The organism is Nocardioides piscis, from assembly GCF_011300215.1.
Lineage (GTDB): Bacteria > Actinomycetota > Actinomycetes > Propionibacteriales > Nocardioidaceae > Nocardioides > Nocardioides piscis.
In genome coordinates this window covers 690,129-708,277 of sequence record NZ_CP049866.1, presented here as the reverse complement: position 1 = coordinate 708,277, position 18,149 = coordinate 690,129, and the positions used below count along the sequence as shown (strand labels likewise).

General features: G+C 69.5%; 17 protein-coding genes. 3 read left to right on the top strand and 14 right to left on the bottom strand.

What is annotated here, in order from left to right; all coding sequences use genetic code 11:
• Positions 1-71 precede the first annotated feature (71 nt).
• From acs to G7071_RS03560, 5 genes are all read right to left on the bottom strand, one after another.
• Positions 72-2,051: an acetate--CoA ligase gene (gene acs / locus G7071_RS03575; protein WP_166314977.1), complete on the bottom strand. Its 1,980-nt coding sequence runs from the start codon at positions 2,049-2,051 to the stop codon at positions 72-74.
• A 91-nt stretch (positions 2,052-2,142) separates the two neighbouring features.
• A complete protein-coding gene (locus G7071_RS19930) occupies positions 2,143-2,688 on the bottom strand; it encodes a solute symporter family protein (RefSeq protein WP_425489412.1) in 546 nt (181 codons plus the stop codon).
• 35 nt (positions 2,689-2,723) lie between these two features.
• Positions 2,724-3,749, bottom strand: coding sequence for a solute symporter family protein (locus G7071_RS19925; RefSeq protein ID WP_425489411.1), 1,026 nt, complete (start codon positions 3,747-3,749; stop codon positions 2,724-2,726).
• Positions 3,746-4,114: a DUF485 domain-containing protein gene (locus G7071_RS03565; protein WP_166314975.1), complete on the bottom strand. Its 369-nt coding sequence runs from the start codon at positions 4,112-4,114 to the stop codon at positions 3,746-3,748. Before G7071_RS03565 ends, G7071_RS19925 begins: the two co-directional genes overlap by 4 nt.
• A gap of 161 nt (positions 4,115-4,275) precedes the next feature.
• Positions 4,276-5,004 (bottom strand): hypothetical protein, encoded by a 729-nt coding sequence (locus G7071_RS03560; RefSeq protein WP_166314972.1) that lies wholly within the window; start codon positions 5,002-5,004, stop codon positions 4,276-4,278.
• A 163-nt stretch (positions 5,005-5,167) separates the two neighbouring features.
• On the opposite strand from G7071_RS03560, the gene G7071_RS03555 reads away from it, so the two are divergent.
• Positions 5,168-6,418: an HNH endonuclease signature motif containing protein gene (locus G7071_RS03555; RefSeq protein WP_166314969.1), complete on the top strand. Its 1,251-nt coding sequence runs from the start codon at positions 5,168-5,170 to the stop codon at positions 6,416-6,418.
• A gap of 200 nt (positions 6,419-6,618) precedes the next feature.
• Here G7071_RS03555 and G7071_RS03550 read toward each other — a convergent pair whose 3' ends face one another.
• The 3 genes from G7071_RS03550 to G7071_RS03540 all read right to left on the bottom strand — a co-directional run bounded on the left by G7071_RS03550 (position 6,619) and on the right by G7071_RS03540 (position 9,736).
• Positions 6,619-7,095, bottom strand: a complete 477-nt coding sequence (locus G7071_RS03550; RefSeq protein ID WP_166314966.1) for a cupin domain-containing protein — start codon at positions 7,093-7,095, stop codon at positions 6,619-6,621.
• A gap of 297 nt (positions 7,096-7,392) precedes the next feature.
• The gene (locus G7071_RS03545) at positions 7,393-8,004 is read right to left on the bottom strand and encodes a DUF1294 domain-containing protein (protein ID WP_166314963.1); all 612 of its coding nucleotides are present in this window, start codon (positions 8,002-8,004) and stop codon (positions 7,393-7,395) included.
• 130 nt (positions 8,005-8,134) lie between these two features.
• Positions 8,135-9,736: a fused MFS/spermidine synthase gene (locus G7071_RS03540; protein WP_206062893.1), complete on the bottom strand. Its 1,602-nt coding sequence runs from the start codon at positions 9,734-9,736 to the stop codon at positions 8,135-8,137.
• 321 nt (positions 9,737-10,057) lie between these two features.
• On the opposite strand from G7071_RS03540, the gene G7071_RS03535 reads away from it, so the two are divergent.
• Both G7071_RS03535 and G7071_RS03530 read left to right on the top strand, forming a co-directional pair.
• The gene (locus G7071_RS03535; RefSeq protein ID WP_206062790.1) at positions 10,058-11,275 is read left to right on the top strand and encodes an IS110 family RNA-guided transposase; all 1,218 of its coding nucleotides are present in this window, start codon (positions 10,058-10,060) and stop codon (positions 11,273-11,275) included.
• A 153-nt stretch (positions 11,276-11,428) separates the two neighbouring features.
• Positions 11,429-11,638: a hypothetical protein gene (locus G7071_RS03530; protein WP_166314960.1), complete on the top strand. Its 210-nt coding sequence runs from the start codon at positions 11,429-11,431 to the stop codon at positions 11,636-11,638.
• Positions 11,639-11,787: 149 nt separating this feature from the next.
• Here the strand turns inward: G7071_RS03530 and G7071_RS03525 are convergent, their stop codons facing one another.
• The 6 genes from G7071_RS03525 to G7071_RS03500 are packed head-to-tail and all read right to left on the bottom strand — an operon-like array spanning position 11,788 to position 17,947.
• Positions 11,788-13,341 (bottom strand): sodium/solute symporter, encoded by a 1,554-nt coding sequence (locus G7071_RS03525; protein WP_246210345.1) that lies wholly within the window; start codon positions 13,339-13,341, stop codon positions 11,788-11,790.
• Positions 13,338-13,712 (bottom strand): DUF485 domain-containing protein, encoded by a 375-nt coding sequence (locus G7071_RS03520; RefSeq protein ID WP_166314957.1) that lies wholly within the window; start codon positions 13,710-13,712, stop codon positions 13,338-13,340. The genes G7071_RS03525 and G7071_RS03520 overlap by 4 nt, the downstream gene beginning before the upstream one ends.
• 7 nt (positions 13,713-13,719) lie before the next feature.
• The gene (locus tag G7071_RS03515; protein WP_166314954.1) at positions 13,720-14,430 is read right to left on the bottom strand and encodes a LytR/AlgR family response regulator transcription factor; all 711 of its coding nucleotides are present in this window, start codon (positions 14,428-14,430) and stop codon (positions 13,720-13,722) included.
• Complete coding sequence (locus G7071_RS03510; protein WP_166314951.1) at positions 14,427-15,557, bottom strand: sensor histidine kinase; 1,131 nt, start codon at positions 15,555-15,557, stop codon at positions 14,427-14,429. Before G7071_RS03510 ends, G7071_RS03515 begins: the two co-directional genes overlap by 4 nt.
• A 36-nt stretch (positions 15,558-15,593) precedes the next feature.
• Entirely contained in the window at positions 15,594-17,057 is a 1,464-nt protein-coding gene (locus G7071_RS03505; protein ID WP_166314948.1) for a calcium-binding protein, read from the bottom strand.
• A 23-nt stretch (positions 17,058-17,080) separates the two neighbouring features.
• Positions 17,081-17,947 carry a class I SAM-dependent methyltransferase gene (locus G7071_RS03500; protein WP_166314945.1) on the bottom strand — a complete coding sequence of 289 codons (867 nt, stop codon included), beginning with the start codon at positions 17,945-17,947 and terminating at the stop codon, positions 17,081-17,083.
• Positions 17,948-18,149: the final 202 nt, after the last annotated feature.

Below are 18,149 nucleotides of genomic sequence, written 5' to 3'. Positions count from 1 at the left end.
TCAGGCGGAGGACCCCGCAATCGCCCATGGATATCGCCCGGAGGGAGCAGCAACCACCGCGGAACAGGCGTTCAGCCCTCGTCGGAGGAGGCGCCGGCGCCCTCCTTGCCCTTGATCAGGTCCATCACGGTGGAGTCGGCCAGCGTGGTGACGTCGCCGACCTCGCGGTGCTCGGCGATGTCCTTGAGGAGACGGCGCATGATCTTGCCCGAGCGCGTCTTGGGCAGCTCTGGGACGACCATGATCTGCCGGGGCTTGGCGATCGCCCCGATCTCCTTCTGGACGTGCTTGCGCAGCTCCTCGACGATGTCGGCGCCACCGTCGCCGGCGGTCTCGCGCAGGATGACGAACGCGCAGACGGCCTGGCCGGTCGTGTCGTCGGACGCGCCGACCACGGCCGCCTCGGCGACCTTGGGGTGCGACACGAGCGCCGACTCGATCTCGGTGGTGGAGAGCCGGTGGCCCGAGACGTTCATGACGTCGTCGACGCGACCAAGCAGCCAGATGTCGCCGTCCTCGTCGAGCTTGGCGCCGTCGCCGGCGAAGTAGAGGCCCTCCCAGCGTGACCAGTAGGTGTCCTTGAACCGCTGGTCGTCGCCCCAGATCGTGCGGAGCATCGCGGGCCACGGCTCGCGGATGACGAGATAGCCACCGTTGCCGTTGCCGACCGACTCCGCCTCGTCGTTGACCACGTCGACCTCGATGCCGGGCAGCGCCTTCATCGCCGAGCCGGGCTTGCCCGCGGTCACGCCGGGCAGCGGGCTGATCATGATCTGGCCGGTCTCGGTCTGCCACCACGTGTCGACGACCGGCACCTCACGACCACCCGAGCCGGCGCCGCCAATGGTCTTTCGATACCAGACATAGGCCTCGGGGTTGATCGACTCACCGACCGAGCCGAGGACCCGGATCTTTGACAGGTCGAACTTCGCGGGGATGTCGTCGCCCCACTTCATGAACGTCCGGATCGCGGTCGGCGCGGTGTAGAAGATCGTGACGCCGTACTTCTCGCAGATCTCCCACCAGCGGCCCCGGTGCGGTGAGTCGGGCGTGCCTTCGTACATCACCTGCGTGGCTCCGTTGGCGAGCGGGCCGTAGACCATGTAGCTGTGCCCGGTGACCCAGCCGACGTCGGCGGTGCACCAGTAGACGTCGTCGTCCTTGAGGTCGAAGACCGACCAGTGGGTGTAGGACGTGCCGGTGAGATAGCCGCCGGTGGTGTGCAGGATGCCCTTGGGCTGCCCGGTCGTGCCGGAGGTGTACATGACGTAGAGCGGGTGCTCGGAGTCGTGCATCTCGGCCTCGTGCTCGGGGGAGGCGGCGCCGACCACGTCGTGCCACCAGACGTCGCGGGAGTCGTCCCACTCGACGTCCTGGCCCGTTCGGCGTACGACGACGACCTTCTCCACCAGGTCGCCGACCTTGGCGACGGCCTCGTCCACCGCGGGCTTGAGCGCGCTGGCGGATCCCCGGCGATAGCCGCCGTCGGCGGTGATGATCACCTTGGCGCCGCAGTCGGTGACCCGCGAGGCGAGCGCGTCGGCGGAGAAGCCGCCGAACACGACCGTGTGGGGTGCGCCGAGGCGGGCGCACGCCAGCATCGACACGACCACCTCGGGGATCATCGGCATGTAGATCGCGACCCGGTCACCCTTGGCGACGCCGAGGTCGGTCAGCGCGTTGGCGGCGCGGGACACCTCCGCCTGGAGGTCGGCATAGGTGATGTCGCGGGCGTCGCCCTCGGGCTCACCGACCCAGTGGATGGCGACCTTGTCGCCGTTGCCGGCGTCGACGTGACGGTCGACGCAGTTGACGGCCGCGTTGAGGGTGCCGCCGACGAACCACTTGGCGAAGGGGGCGTTCGACCAGTCGAGGACCTGGTCCCACTTGGTGCCCCAGTCGAGACGCTCGGCTGCCTCGGCCCAGAACGCCTCGCGGTCGGAGGCGGCGCGTTCATAGGCGTCCTCCTTGACGTTGGCGGCGGCAGCCAGGTCGGCGGGCGGCTCGAATCGGCGCTCTTCACGGGACAGGTTGGACAGGGTTTCGGACATGTCTCTCACTCTCTCAACGACAAGGTGCCGAGTCGAGTGATGAGGTGGCTGCAATCGCCACAGGACTCATCACTCGACTCGGCGAGGGTTTTCAGTGGTGTACGGCGCTCTCCGCACCGGCCCCGGTCAGGGCACGCACCTCGAGCTCGGTGAAGCGGTCCTCGGCCTCCGGCTCGCGGCTGGAGATCGTCCCGATGAAGCCGAGCAGGAAGCCCAGTGGGATGGACACGATGCCCGGGTTGTTGAGCGGGAAGATCGCCCAGTCCGAGTCGGGGAACATCGACGTCGGAGCTCCCGACATCACCGGGGACAGCAGCACCAGCCCGACGGCCGAGATCAGGCCGCCATAGATGCTCCACGTGGCGCCGCGGGTGTTGAAGCGCCGCCAGAACATGTTGTAGAGGATCGCGGGCAGGTTGGCCGATGCCGCGACGGCGAAGGCCAGGGCCACCAGGAAGGCGATGTTGAGCCGCTGTGCGGGGATCGACAGCGCGATCGCCACGGCACCGATCGCGAAGGCCGCGATCCGGGCGACCCGGACCTCGTCCTTCTCGGAGACCGGCTGGTCCTTCTTGATGACGCCCTTGTAGAGGTCGTGCGCCACCGACGAGGAGCTGGCCAGTGTCAGCCCGGCCACCACGGCGAGGATGGTCGCGAAGGCGACCGCCGCGATCAGCGCGAGCAGGATGGCGCCACCGGTCGACCCTTCGCCGCCACCGACGGCCTCGGCGAGCAGGGGGAGGCGAGGTTCTGGTTGCCGCCCTCCACCGGGTCGACCTGGTCACGGTCGAGCATGGCCGCGGCACCGAAGCCGAGGACCAGCGTCATCAGGTAGAAGGCGCCGATCAGGCCGATCGCCCACAGCACCGACTTCCGCGCGTCGCGGGCCGTCGGGACGGTGTAGAAGCGGATCAGGATGTGCGGCAGGCCGGCGGTGCCCAGGACCAGTGCGAGGCCGAGGGACAGGAAGTCGATCTGCGAGGTGAGGGTGCTGCCGTACTGCAGACCGGGCTGGAGGAACGCCTCGCCCTTGCCGGAGTTGTCAGCCGCCGCTCCGAGGAGCTCGGAGAGGTTGAAGTTGAACTCCGCCAGCACCAGCAGCACGATCAGCGCCGAGCCGACCATCAGCAGGACGGCCTTGACGATCTGGACGTAGGTCGTGCCCTTCATGCCGCCGACGACGACGTAGAAGATCATCAGCACGCCGACGCCGACGATGGTGATGTTCTTGATCGCCTCGCTGTCGACACCGAGGAGAAGCGCGACCAGCGTGCCGGCTCCGACCATCTGGGCCAGCAGGTAGAAGATCGACACGACGACCGTGGAGATGGATGCCGCCGTACGCACGGGGCGCTGCCTCATCCGGAAGGCGAGCTGGTCGGCCATCGTGTAGCGGCCGGCGTTGCGCAGCATCTCGGCGACGAGCAGCAGCGCCACCAGCCAGGCGACGAGGAAGCCGATGGAGTAGAGGAAGCCGTCGTAGCCATAGAGCGCGATCGCGCCCGAGATGCCGAGGAACGACGCGGCCGACATGTAGTCGCCACCGATGGCGAGACCGTTCTGGAAGCCGGAGAAGGACCGGCCGCCGGAATAGAAGTCCGTGGCGGTCTTGGTCTGCCGGCTCGCCCAGAAGGTGATGCCGACCGTCAGCGCGACGACGCTGAGGAAGAGGACTGTGGTCAGGACCTGGTCGCTCATCGCTGGCCTCGCTGTCCGCCGTGGCCGGCCTGGTCGATGTAGGACTGCTCGAGCTCACGCGCGAGCGGGTCGAGCTTGGCGTTGGAGAAGCGGCTGTAGACCCAGGCGAGACCGAAGGTGGTCACGAACTGGAGCAGGCCGAAGATGAGCGCGACGTTGATGTTGCCGATCACCTTGGTGTTCATGAACCCCGGCGCCCAGTTCGACAAGATGACGTAGAGGAGATACCAGGCGAGGAAGGCGGCGGTCGCAGGGATGACGAAGCCGCGGTAGCGACTGCGCAGCTGTTCGAACTCGGGCGTCGCGGCGAGCCGGTCATAGACCGGATCGTGGCGCGCAGCCTGGTCATGCGGTGTGTCGGGCACGGCTGTCTCCTTTGCACAGGATGTGATCGCCGTCACGCTGGCACGCTGGTGCGTCGTCGCGGGAGATGGACGGGTGAGTACGTCGCCGGGTGGCGACGCCGCGTCGGTGAACGGTCGGTCCGGCGCGACGAACGGTCGCGTGCCGGGCGGTCACGGGTCGGTCACGGGTCGGGGAGCCAGGGTGCGTGGAGCGGGCTGGCGCAGAAGACGACGAGCCACGGGTTGCAGCCCAGGCGGCTGCGCGACACCTCGTCCTTACGGCGGACGACGACCCAGGAGGAGCCGCGGGGCAGGCTCTGGGGGCGGTGTCCTTCGAGCTGCACGCTGCTCGGTGACGTCCTGATCCCTGTCGTGCAGGCCCGGACGCTGCGGGGGCCTGCTTGCAGCTGCTGACCGGTCGCCAGGTCGACGCTGATGCTGGCGGGAGGCTGTTGCAGGGTGGTGCCCGGGTCGTTCGGCCATCGATCGACGTCGGCGAAGAGGGGTCCGGTGGGGATGCTCTGGCAGTGACCCTGCGACCTTTCGGTGTGCTCCAGTGACGTGGGATAGAGGTCCACGTCGACCAGGTCGCACGCCTGCTCGAAGTCGACGGCGATCCAGCCCGAGTCGATCGAACGGATCTCACAGCGCAGCTCGCGCCACGAGTAGGACGGTGCATCCGCAGGTCGCGGATCGTATGGCGCCGCCGGCCCACCTTTCGTTGGCGACTGCATGGCGCCTCGGGTCTGTGCTCGTGCCTGGTCTGCTTCACGCTCGGCGGCCGGCAGCCCGTCTGACGCGTCATGCCTGGCGGACGCGGCTGCGATCAGCACGCCCGCGGTGCCGGCGAGGCCGACTGCGAGGTAGATCCCGAGAAGGCCCAGCAGCAGGCGCTTGAGCCAGGTCGTCACGGTCGATCTCTGAGGTTTCACCTCTGCACACTGCGTGGCTGAACGGTCGTGGGACATCGGCCCCGGTGCTCATCTTCGCGAAGTCGTCCGGGGTCGAAAGCCGCCTGTGGACAGGTGTTTCTCGACCCGATCCGTTGTCGGTGGGCTCTGGAAGAGTGCACTCATGACGGCGCTCCCTCACTCCTTCGACCACCAGGTCGCAGCTGCCGCGCGGCGGTGTGTCGACGCGGTCGAGTCGGTTGCCGCGACGCCGTTGTGGTCGATGTCGTCGGGTGAGGCGGGGGAGACGCTGGTGGTTCTGACCCGGGCGCGGGCCCAGCTCGACGAGCTGTTGATGCGGGTCCTGCGTCATGGTGAGACGGTCGAGACGGGCCTGGAGACTGGCGCGGTGTCGACGACGAGCTGGTGGTCCCACGAGACCCGGACGACGAGGGCGGAGGCGCACCGGACGCGTCGGTTGGCGGAGTCTCTCGAGCGACACGGCTCGGTGCGTGAGGCGTTGGCTGCGGGTGGGCTGCTGACTGATCAGGCGCGGGTCATCGTGGAGGCGGTCGATGCGCTGCCCGACGACGTCGCCGAGTGGGTGCCTCCGGCAGCGACGGACTTCTTGTTGGACAAGGCGCGTGACCATGACGCGAAGGCGTTGCGGATCCTGGGCAGGCGGCTCCTCGAGGTCATCGATCCCGAGGCCGCTGATGCGGAGGAGGCGCGTCGGCTGGAGGCGGAGGAGCGCGAGGCGCGGGCTGCGGCGTCGTTCACGATGAGCGACGACGGGGCGGGCAGGTGCCATGGCCGGTTCACGCTGCCGACCTTGCACGCGGAGATGTTGCGCAAGCACCTGATGGCGTTGGCCTCACCGGCCCGGGCAGGGATAACTGCGCCGACGCAGCCGGGGGAGCGCGCGTTGTCGCGTCACCGGATGGGTCGCGCGTTCATGGACTACATCGAGTCCCGGCAGGCCGACACGGTGCCCTCGGCCGGCGGGGTGCCCGCCACGGTCGTGGTGACGATGGAGCTGGAGACGCTGCTGGGCGGCCTCAAGGCCGCGTCGTTGGACACCGGTGCGCGGATCAGCGCCGGTGAGGCCCGCCGGCTCGCCTGCAAGGCCGGGGTCATCCCGGTCGTGCTGGGTGGGCGGAGCGTGGTCCTCGACGTCGGGCGCAAGCGACGCTTCCACTCCGAGGCCCAGCGTGTCGCGATGGGTGTGCGCGACGGCGGCTGCACCGCGTTTGGCTGTGATGCCCCGCCGGGTCTGTGTCACGCCCACCACGACGTCGCCTGGTCGAAGGGCGGTGGGACGAGTGTCGAGCAGGGGAGGTTGCTCTGCTCCAGGCACCACACGCTGATCCACGACCCCGCCTTCCAGCACTCCCTCGACAAGCACGGGAAGGTGCTCTTCAGTCGGCGGACCTGAGGGCGGCTCCGCCAGCCGGACCAGGAACCGCCAACCACGTGCTCGTTCTCGACATCGACCGAGGCCCAGGAGTCGTGCGCCCCATCAGGCGGAAGTGCCTGCCAACGGACCGACCCGCCGAGCTCACGCCTCGTCGGAACGCTTCCCATTCCCCGTGCCGACCAAGGAACTCTGGAGCCGCCTCGTACGGCCCTGACCCGTCAACAGTCGGCGGCTGGCTCGTCGATGCGGGTCGGCATGCCCGCCGGCATCAGGTGGGTGGCGTAGAAGACCAGCTCGACGGCGCCGTGGTTGAACGCGTTGTGCGTGTGGTTGCCATCGTCGACAAAGGCCGTGCCGGGCGGGTAGTGCGTCGACTCGCACGTCTCGCTGTCCAGGTATGTCAGGGTGCCCTGCTTGATGACGACGATCGTCGGGCCGGGGTGGGAGTGCCAGCCGAACGTGCCGCCCGGAGCGACCGTGTACTTCACGGTCCGCACGTCGGTGCTGCCCTTGATGTCGAGGCGGGCCTTCCAGCCGTCGGTCCTCGACTTGGCGTCGAGACCGTCGGGGACGTTGGAGGTGACGAGTGGCTCCGCCAGCACGCCGCTGCCGGGCGTCGCCCAGACGGTCGGGAGGGCGACGACGAGGGCGAGCGTGAGGACTGCCGCGGGCGTCAGGATTCGATGGTGTCGCATGGGAACTCCTCGTGTTCGGGTAGCCCCCGTTTCCCGCGACGCGCGGGATTCCCTCCGTTGGCCAAGTTACGGCTGGCAGTTGCAGCGCACATCGCCCGAACAAGGGAGAAACCCGTTCTACCCCTGGAGCGCCGCGATCCGCCTGCTAGATCGCAAGCTTCGGTCGGGCCCCCTCTTGCGCCACCCCGACCTGCCCCCATGCAGCCGACGTGCGGATCCGCCACTGGCGGGACGAAGATCGGCTCGTGCATGAGCAACGACTAGGACGACGCCTTCAGGCGGCAGGACTGCACCTTGTCAGGGCAGCGCCAAAGGCGCGTCGTGCACAAACCATGCGAGCGCCACGCAGTTCGCGATGACCGTGAGCCAGAAGATGGTGCGGAAGGGTTGCTTGGTCGTCTTGTGCCGGAAGACCCTGCGCGCGACCAGCGCACCTGGCCAACCCCCCATGAGGGCGATCGTGTGGAGGGTGGACTCCGAGGTTCGCCACCTGCCCTGTTCCGCTGCGGCCTTGTCGGCCCCGTAGACCAGGAACGCGACTGCGCTGAACAGGCCGTATGCAGCCAACAGCGTGAGCGGCAGCTCGTCCAGGACGAGGAGACCCACCAGGATGGCGAAGAACAGCGTCGAGGCCAAGAGCGCGAGGGGCAGCCCGCTTGCGCCTGCATGCCTGCTGGAGACAGCGCCCAGGTACTTCACATCCGAGGCACGCGCTCGGTTGCGCTCGTCTCGAAGCTCGGCGTAGGAGACCTCGCACCCGGTGACGGGTCGCCGAGAACGAGGGAACGCGCTCACGTGCACGAACACACGCGGGCCTCCAGAAGCGGGCGAGATGAAGCCGAAGCCCCGGTCGTCGTTCCAATCCGCCAGGACCCCCTGCTGGCGCCCGACGGAGTCGTCAGAAGTCACGTGGTCGGCTCCTTGGCTCGGATGACGCCAGGCGGGACACCCTGGGTCGCGGCACGTGGCTCGCGCCCATCAGATGAGCGAGAACCGGTGATCGGCATTGTGCGACGTTCGATTTCATCACGGCCGCTGATCAAGGCCGACCACGATCGTGCCGGGCGAGCTGCGCAAGCAGGCTGCCACCATCGTCTCCCTCGTCCTCCAGGGGAGCGGCCTGAGACTGGGTCGGATAGGGCGTCAACAGCTGGTCGACTGGCGCGTAGTCGTCGGTGAGCACACGCGCACCGTCGACCCACTCGACCAGGTCAGCCCCCGTGATGACGCGCCAGCCGGTCCCTCGCTCGTCCAGGCTCGCCTGCCAGGCCGCGGTGTCGAGCGCCTGGTCGGAGGCAAGCGCCACCAGGTTGCCGCCCGCGTCTGCGGTTCGCTCAATCGTGCCGACATCGGCCGCGAGCGCCACATGGTCGAAGACCGCTCCCAAGGTCGCGACCTCGGCGCGCGCGAACGCCAGCGCACCGTGGTCGATGAGGTTGGCGGCGTACACCCCGTCATCGCGCAGCACGCGGTCGACCTCGCTCACGGCTTCATGCGTCGCCAGGTGCCACGGCGCGCTCACGCCGCCGAACGCGTCGCCCACCACGAGGTCGCGACTGGCTCCGGGCAGTCGTGACAGACCGACGCGTCCGTCCTCGACCCGGACGTCGATCCTGTCGCCGCCCGTGGCGCCGAGCCACTCAGCACCAGCCCGCACGACCCCGCCGTCGATCTCCGAGACGAGGCTGCGGGTGCCTGGTCGGACGGCCTCCAGATAGCGCGGCACGGTGAGGGCACCGGCACCGAGGTGGTAGGCCTCCAGGACCTCGCTCGGCGCGAAGGCCGTGTCGAGTGCTGACGCAATCGCCTGGACGTAGACGAAGTCGAGGTAGGTCGGGTCGTCGAGGTCGACGTAGGAGTGCCGTAGACCGTCCAGCACCAGCGTGCGTCCGGACGACCGGTCCGGGTCCGTCTCGACCTCGACGCAGTGATAGGTCGTCTCGGCGTCGCAGCCACCTGGTCCAACCGTGCCGCCGACCGCTCCGGCTGCGACGAGCGCCAGCGCGAGACCGGTGGCAACGCGCACCACCCGCAGCCGAGCCTCGACCGCCAGCGCAGCCAGCACGAGACCCAACCCGAGTCCGACCATGATCGCGGTGACCGGCACCCGCGAGATCAGCACGAACCCCGTGACGACGGTGCCGAACACCGCGCCCGCCGTGCCGATCCCCGACAGGCGACCGACGACCGTACCGGTCTCGGCAAGGCTGGAGAGGCGCAACTTGGTCACCGCCGGCGTGACAGCGGCGAGCAGCGCGCCGGGGACGAAGAGCGACAGGCCGAGGGCCAGCACCAGCAACGAGCCGTCCGCGGCCTCGGCCGAAGCCCGCACCACGAACGGGGTGAGCGCCACGGCCACGCCCGACACCATCAATAGCGGTCCGATGAGGCGTTGCGCCGGCCGCACGTCCGCGAGCCAGCCACCCCACCAGGAACCCATCGCGATCGCCGTCAGGGCCAGCCCGATCACCAGCGTGCTGGTCTCGAGGGTCAGGCCGAGGTATGGCGCCAGCAACCGCAGCGCCACCAGCTCGACCACGAGGACGGCAGCGGAGGAGCCGAAGACCAGGGCCGACGCTGCCCGGGGTCCGAGCAGGGCGACGGGGGCCGGAGCACCGGATCCGGGATCAGCGTCCTTCATCGGCACATCATGACAACGTCACGAAGGCGGGTGTCGGTCACGGCAGGCGGTGACAGGCCCGTCAGGGCCACTCCTCGTCCATAGGTGTGAACGCGGCGCTGAGAGGCACTCATCGCGGCTACTTGTTTCATTGACGCAGGACCGACGTCTGGCAAGGCTCGGTCCAGGCGCCCGGTCCGTCGCTCTCATTGCGGCTGCCCACGCTGAGTCGTGTGGCTCTCATTTGGCCTGCGCGGACCGGGCGTCGCCAGGGTCCGGAGAGGCTCAAGAGGGGTTTGCTCGGCTCGAAGTAGCGTTGCCCTCCCGACTCGACATCCAGTGATGGGACGAGCATCGGAGGAGCAAGTGAAGAACACATCTACTACCCGCGTGGTGATCGGGATGGACCCGCACAAGAGGTCGGTCACGATCGAGGTGATGGCTGCCGACGAGACCGTCCTCGGCGGCGGCCGGTACGCCACCGATCAGGGCGGTTTCGCCGAGATGAGGCGCTATGTCAGCCAGTTCCCGGACCACATCTGGGCGATCGAGGGCTGCAATGGGATCGGTCACCACGTGGCGGTCCGACTCCTCGCCGCGGGCGAGGAAGTCGTCGACGTCCCACCGAAGCTGGCAGCACGCACGCGAGTCTTCGCCACCGGCCAAGGACGCAAGACCGACGCCACTGACGCCCACTCGGTTGCGCTGGTCGGGACCCGAATGGCCGGGCTACGACCCGTGGTGGACGACGAGCAGCTCGCGGTCCTACGACTCCTGGTAGATCGCCGCCGCTCGCTGGGCGACGAGCACACCCGTAAGACTTCCCAGCTGCACCAGCTGCTGCTCGAGCTGGTCCCGGGAGGTGCGAAGAAAGACTTGTCCGCCGCCCAGGCCAAGGCGCTGCTGGCCAAGGCTCGCCCACGAGACGTCGTGGGCAAGACCCGTCGCCGGGTCGCCGCCGAGCTGGTCGCAGACCTGGAACGGATCTACGCGCGGAAGAAGGCGGCGAACAAAGAACTGACTGAGTTGGTCAAGGCCACCGGCACCACCTTGCTGGACCTGCACGGCATCGGACCCTCTGGGGCAGCCCAGTTGCTGGTCGAGGTCGGCGACATCACCCGCTTCCCTGACCGTGACCACTTCGCCTCATGGAACGGCACCGCACCGATCGACGCGTCCTCGGGCGACCAGGTCCGCCATCGGCTGTCGCGTGCCGGGAACCGGCAGATCAACCGGGTCGTGCACATCATGGCGACTGTCCAACTACGCAACGCAACCGAGGGCCGGGCCTACTACGACCGCCGCAAAGCCGAGGGCAAGACGTCGATGGAAGCGATGCGTGCGCTGAAACGGCGACTGTCGAACATCGTCTACAAGACCATGCTCGACGACACGGTCGCCCACACCGCTACTGGTTCGAGGACGGGCCCGGGAGGGCAACGGGGCAACGACTCTGACTCCAGCGCGGCCGGCTCACAGCCCCAGACCAACTCTTCGGACAAGCCACTTCCCGGACCCGCCACCACAGATCCTAGGACCCCACTACCGACAGCTTCTTGACACAGAGGGGAGCCAGATCCGGGCGGGCATAGCCCCGTCAAGCGGGCAGATTCCGGCGGTTGTGCAGAGCGTCAGACGGCAGATCGCCAAGGAGACATGTCGGGGCCCGGAATAGCGTCGAGCCACTCCGGTGAGGTGCGATAGCCTCCGACGATGATGGACGTGGGGTTGGCGGGGCTGCTGTTCTTAGTGCTGCCGATGTGGGGTGTCGCTGGATTCGCCGCGTACTGGATCATCCGCTTGGGCGTACGGCACGGCAACCTGGACGCGTACCGAATCGACCGGGCCGACCGGCGCATCGCCACGATGAAGAACGACCTGCGCCCCCGCGAGCCCTCCTCCGAATGGGTCGACCGCGCCTGAGGGCTATTGGTTGGGTCCTTCGGGGCGGAACCGCTGACATGCCGGTCGCAAGCACGCTCCATTCAGCTACGGACATCGGCAGATCCGGATGTTCGGTCGCCGACAGGCGACGAAAGGGGCGTCTCGAATGTTGCCCGGCTGAGGCACCCTCACCGCCCCAGCCCACGGTCGAGATCAACAGACTCGGGCGTGTGCAGCCGGACCATGAAGCGCCCGGCATGCGCCGGAACCTGATCACGCGTCAACCGACTCACGACCACCATCGTGAGCATGGCGGACGGGACACTCCAGGCAGCCGGCTGACCCAGCAGCACGGCCACCCACCCGGTCGTCGACGAGCTGGCGAGGGTCCAGCCCACCGCCATACCGGATCCCAAACCGCCGACGACGAGGCCGGCGATCGCACCGGGTGCGGTGAGGCCACGCCACCAGATGCCGAGGAGCAGCAGCGGGCAGAACGTGGAGGCGGCGACGGCGAAGGCGAGCCCGACCGTCCGCGCGACGCCCACGTCGGCGGCCGCGACCGAGACGAGGGCGGGGACCACCACCGATATGACTGCCGCGACGCGGAAGGCGGTGACGCCGGGGAGCCGGTGGCGACCGAAGCGGCGTCCGGTCACGTCCTGGGAGAGCACTCCCGCGACGGCGATCGACAGGCCAGACGAGGTCGACAGGAAGGCGGCGAAGGCGCCGGCGGTGACGAGCGCGGTCAGGAGCTCGCCGAGCAGCCCGCCGACCATCAAGCGCGGCAGCTCGAGCACCAGCACGTCGGAGCCGCTGACGGCCAGGTCGGCGGCGTAGATGCGGCCGAGGGCGGCATACACCGGGGGGAGCAGGTAGAAGAGACCGAGCAGCGCCAGGACGATGAGGGTGGTCCGTCGCGCGGCGCGGCCGTCTGGGTTGGTGTAGAAGCGCACGACAACATGGGGCAGGCCCATGGTGCCGAGGAAGGTCGCGACGATCAGCGAGTAGGTGACGTAGAGGCCCTGCGCGCCGCCCTCCCCGAGCGGCAGCGACCAGAAGTCGGCACCCGCGCCGGGCCCGACGGTGGTCGGGTTGGGCGCTCCGTCACCCGCCCAGACGGCGAGCAGCACGCAGGCAGGGAGGAGCAGCGCGGTGAGCTTGAGCCAGTACTGGAAAGCCTGCACGAAGGTGATGCTCCGCATGCCGCCGGAGCCGACGTTGACCAGCACGACGATGCCCACGACCAGCGGCCCCACCCACTGCGGCGCGTCGATCGCCGCCTGCAGCGTCAGCCCCGCGCCCTGGAACTGCGGCAGGAGATAGAGCCAGCCGATGCCGACCACCAGCACCGAGCTCACAGACCGGACACCTCGCGACGCGAGCCTGGCCTCCGCGAAGTCGGGCAGCGTGTAGGCGCCGCTGCGGCGGAGGGGGGCAGCGACGAGCACCATCAGGACGAGGTAGCCCGCCGTCCAGCCGACGGGGTACCAGAGCATGTCGGCGCCGAAGGTCAGCACGAGGCCGGCGACGCCGAGGAAGGAGGCGGCCGAAAGATATTCGCCGCCGATCGCGCTGGCGTTGAGACCCGGCCGGACCGTCCGCGAGGCGACGAAGAAGTCGCTGGTGGTGCGCGAGAATCGCAGGCCCCAGGTGCCGATCGCGAGCGTCGCCACCGTCACCGTCACGACGGCGACGACCCCCGGGACGATGCTGGCGTCGACCACGAGGGGCACGGTCACCGGTCGACCTCCTCGACGAGGGATGCGAAGTCCCGCTCGTTGGCCTCCGAGCGGCGGACGTAGATCCAGCCCAGGAGCAGCAGCCAGGGATAGACCAGGAAGCCGAGCAGCAGCCACGACAGCGGCACCGGCCCGACCCGGACCTGGGCCAGGCCGGGAACCAGGTGAAAGGCCAGGGGGAGCGCGCCGACGGTGAGGCCGAGGACGGTCAGGATGCCCAGGGCGAGCCGTCTCTGCTCGCGCAGCAGCGACTGCATGAAGACCCGGCCGAGCTCGGTGTCGGCCTCGATCTCGCGCCGCCCCGACCGCCGTGTGGTGGCCGCCCTCTTGCGTGGCGGGCCGGTCACCCGGACCCGGGGGACGTCGTTCACGACCGCGTCACCGGGGCTGTCGGGTCAGGAGCTCGCGCAGCTCGCGGGTGTGTCGGCGACTGACCGGGAGCTCCTGGCCGGCCACCACCACGCTCGCCCGGCCGGCGTCGACGCGCAGCTCGGAGACGTGGGCCAGCGCGACGAGCAGCGAGCGGTGGATGCGGACGAACCCGGCGCCGGCCCAGTCCTCGGCCAGGGTCGACAGCGGCGTACGAACGAGGTGGGAGCCCTGTGCGGTGTGGAGCCTGGCGTAGTCACCCTGTGCCTCCACGTGCGTCACCTCGCTGCGCGCGATGAAGCGGGTGACGCCGCCGCGCTCGACCGGGATCTGGGTGTCGCCGCTCTCGGTGGTGCCGGCACCCGCGACCACCCGGCGGACGGCCTCGGCGAGCCGCTCCTCCCGCACCGGCTTGAGGACGTAGTCCACGGCGTGGAGGTCGAACGCCTCCACCGCGTGCTCCTCGTGGGCGGTCACGAAGACGATGGCCGGCGGGGCCTTGAAGCGCGACAACACCTGGGCGAGGTCGAGGCCGGTGAGGCCGGGCATCTGGATGTCGAGGAAGACCGCGTCGACCTCGGCTCCCTGCAGGATGCGCAGCGCCTCGGCGGCGGAGTCGCAGCCCTGCACGCTGGCCACCCGGGGGTCGCGCTCGAGCAGGAACCGCAGCTCGTCGAGGGCCGGCAGCTCGTCGTCGATGACGAGGACACGAAGGCTCATGCGTGCACCCCCGGCGCGAACTTCGGCACCCGCACGACCACCTTGGTGCCGGCGCCCGGGGCCGTCTCGACGACCAGGCCGTGGTCGTCGCCATAGGCGTTGCGCAGGCGTGCGTCGACGTTGCCGAGGCCGACGGAGTCCATCGTCGCGTCGCCGGCCAGCGCTCGGCGTACGCGCTCGGGGTCCTCGCCCGCGCCGTCGTCCTCGACCTCGATCACGCACTCCTGGCCGAGGTCGCGCGCCGTGATCGAGATCTGCCCGACGCCGTCGGCCTTGTCGACGCTGGCCTCCAGGCCATGACGCACCGCGTTCTCGACCAGCGGCTGGATGCACAGGAACGGTATGGCGACGGGCAGCACCTCCGGCGCGATCTTGAGCACCACCTTGAGCCGGTCGCCGAAGCGCGCCTGCTCGAGCAGGAGATAGCGCTCGACCGAGCGAAGCTCCTCGGCCAGCGTCGTGTAGGCGCCGTGGCTGCGGAAGGAGTAGCGGGTGAAGTCGGCGAACTCGAGCAGCAGCTCGCGGGCCCGGTCGGGGTCGGTGCGCACGAAGCTGGCGATGGCGCCCAGGGAGTTGTAGATGAAGTGGGGGCTGATCTGGGCCCTGAGCGCCCGCACCTCGGCCTCCATCAGCGCGGTCCTCGAGTCGTCGAGGCTGGCGAGCTCGAGCTGGCCCGAGACCCAGGCGGCGACTTCGTTGGCGGCGCGGACCAGGCTGCCGGTCGCGGTGGGCGCGCCCACCACCAGGGAGCCGACGAGCACCTCCTCGACGACGAGCGGGCTGATGACCAGCTCGCCGACGGGGCAGCCGCCGTCCTCGCAGGCGTCCGCCCGCACCATCCGGGTCGACGCATCGTCGGTCAGGTCGGCGATCGCCCGCTCGACCTCCGCGGCGTGGTGGTGGCCGAGGCCGGCCCAGGCGAGCACCCGGTCGGTGTCGGTCAGCGCCGCCGACGGTGTCCCGAGCAGCGTCCGGAGGTGCCGCAGGCTGCGCTCGGCGCTGGCCTCGGTCAGGCCCTCGCGGAGGGCGGGGGCGGCCAGGGACGCCGTGTGGAGGGTGCGGAAGGTGGCACGGTCGGCCTCGGTGCCCAGGTGGGTGCGCCGCCAGGGGCGCAGCCGACTGATCATGTCGGCCAACCTAGCCCCGCTCCGCGCTCCGTCAGGTCAGCGCTCGCAGGACTTCCGGATCTCACTGCGGCACAGGTCGCGACCCGGGCCACCGTTGGCGCCGTCCTTGCCCTTGCCGCCACGCAGCACGTCGGCCTTCCTGGAGGCGTCGAGCCGGTCGCTGCCTGCTCCGCCGATGAGCACGTCGCGGTCGCCCCCGCCGACGAGCTGGTCGTTGCCGCGCCCGCCCCAGACCCGGTTCTTGCCCTGGAGGGCGGGGCCGGCATCGACCTGGTCGTTGCCAGGGCCGCCGGAGATGAGGTCGGCGTGCTTGCTCCCGTCGACCCTGTCGTTGCCCGAGCCTCCACGCAGCGTGACCCGACCCCGGTCGCAGGAATAGCCCGTGTCGGTGCTGAAGTCGTAGTTGCCATGATCGAGATAGTCCTTGCCTCCGCGGCCGTCGACGTGCGCCACGCAGCCGGACGCGGAGAGGCTGTTGGCCTGGTCGTTGCCGGTCAAGGTGACCTCACGGGCGGAGACGTAGGCCTCTTCGATCCCGGCGAGCGGCGCCGCGAAGACGCCGTCCACGACGAGATCGCCCAGGGACAGATCCAGGTCGACGGAGCCGTCGCGGGAGCTGACGGCCACCCAGTCGGTTCCCGCCCCCAGGTCGAGGCGGCTGCCTGGCACGGTCTCGAACAGCCGGAGGTGATCGTCGCCCCCGCGCAGATCTGCGTGCACGATCGCGGCCCCGCTGACATCGACCGGGTCGACACCGTCGGTGCCGATGATCTCCACCGTTCCGAGGCCCGGCTCGGGCTTCACGCTCAATGCCTGGAACGAGCTGAACGCCGCTGTCGGCACTCCGTCCCGGGTGATGGTTTGTGCGCTGAGGTCGATGGTGAAGGTCTGTCCCGAGGCCAACGGCCGCAGCATGTCCGTGCCGTCACCGCCGTCGAGCATGCCTTGCGCTCCCATCGTGCCGGACCACGTCACGTAGTCATCACCACTGCCCGTCAGGATCGAGTCGTCGTTGGGCAGACCCGGTCCTCCGGACGTGACATCGTCCCCACCGGCGCCGGTCTCAATCACGTCGCGCTCGACCTCGCTGGGCACCTCGCCGTCGGGACCAGCCGCGGCCCCTGCCAGGACAGTCTCGTCCCCGGCACCACCCACGAAGGTGTCGGCACCGTCCCCGAGAATCGCGGTGAGGTAGTAGTGCCTGGCCATCGCGGTGCTGTCCACGACGTCGTTGCCGGCGCCGGCATCGACATCGACAAGATTGGAGTTCCAGCCCGGCCCTCGTACGCAGATCAGGTCGTCACCACCGAGCGACTCGATGATCTCGGCCCTGTCAGTCACCATGACGTCGCGACCTTCGGTGCCCACGAGCCGCTGCCCGGTCCCGACGATGGTCGCGGCCACACCGCGACAGGTCTCCTCGGCGGCACCGGCAAGTGGCGTGGTGAGGAGTGCGGCGCCCAAGAGCGTCGCAGCGATGATTGAGGTCGTACGGCGCATGGGATCCCCCGTGGATCGGCTGCCTAGCGGAAGTCGATGAGCAGCATGTCGGTGTCGGTGCCGTCCGAGATGATCGGACGCTCCTGTGACGCGCCAGAGCCCTCTTCGGTTGTCGTCTCGCTCGCGACCTCCACGCCCGTGTCGCGCTGGTCGACGACCTGGGCGCGGAAGCACTCGACGACATAGGGCAGCTGCATGCCGTCGTGGCCGCGGCCGTAGTCGTCGTACAGCGCACGCACGGCATCCAGCCGGGCCTCGCGCTCGTCCTCGGGCAGGGCGGCGACGTGGGAGTGGGAGGCGGCGATGTCGACGAGGGTGTCTCGGGTGATGTCCTGCCAGAAGGCGAACGTCTTCGACTCGACCTCGCCGAAGAGGTCGCTGTCGGCGAGGGCCTCGTGGGAGCTGGTGGTGACGTTGTCCTCGCCCATCGCCTGCACGAGCTTGCGCACCCAGGGGATGCGCTGGTCGAAGAGGTTCCACACCAGGGCGACGTGGCCGCCGGGCCGCAGCACGCGCGCGATCTCGGGCAGCGCCCGGTCGCGGTCGAACCAGTGGAAGGACTGCGCTGCGACCACGACGTCGACACTGCGGTCGTTGGCGGGGATCTCCTCGGCGGCCGCGACCTTCGCGCTGACCTCGGGCACGCGCTGCTTGAGGACCTCGAGCATCGCCGGGTCCTTGTCGGTGGCGAAGACTGCGTGACCCTGGTCGACCAGCTCGCGCGTCAGCTTGCCCGTCCCGGCGCCGAGCTCGAGCACGATCCTCGCCTCACCGGCCAGGAGCCACGCTGCTGCCTCAGCGGGATAGGCCGGGCGACCGCGGTCATAGGACTGCGCCACGGCGCCGAAGGAGTCGGCGAGGCGCTTGGCGTCGGGCTGCTCGTCACTCACCCGGAGCAGGCTACTAGCGTCGTGCTCGTGGCTGCCCCCCTCACCGACCCCCTCGCCTGGCTCGTCGACCTCGAGGGCGTGCCGTCGGCATACGCCGCTGTGCGCGACGGCATCGACGTGATGCTGCGAGACCGGGGACTGCGCCGGACCTCACCCGAGATGACCGGGGAGTCGCTGCTGCGGGGTGCGCACGCGTCGGCCG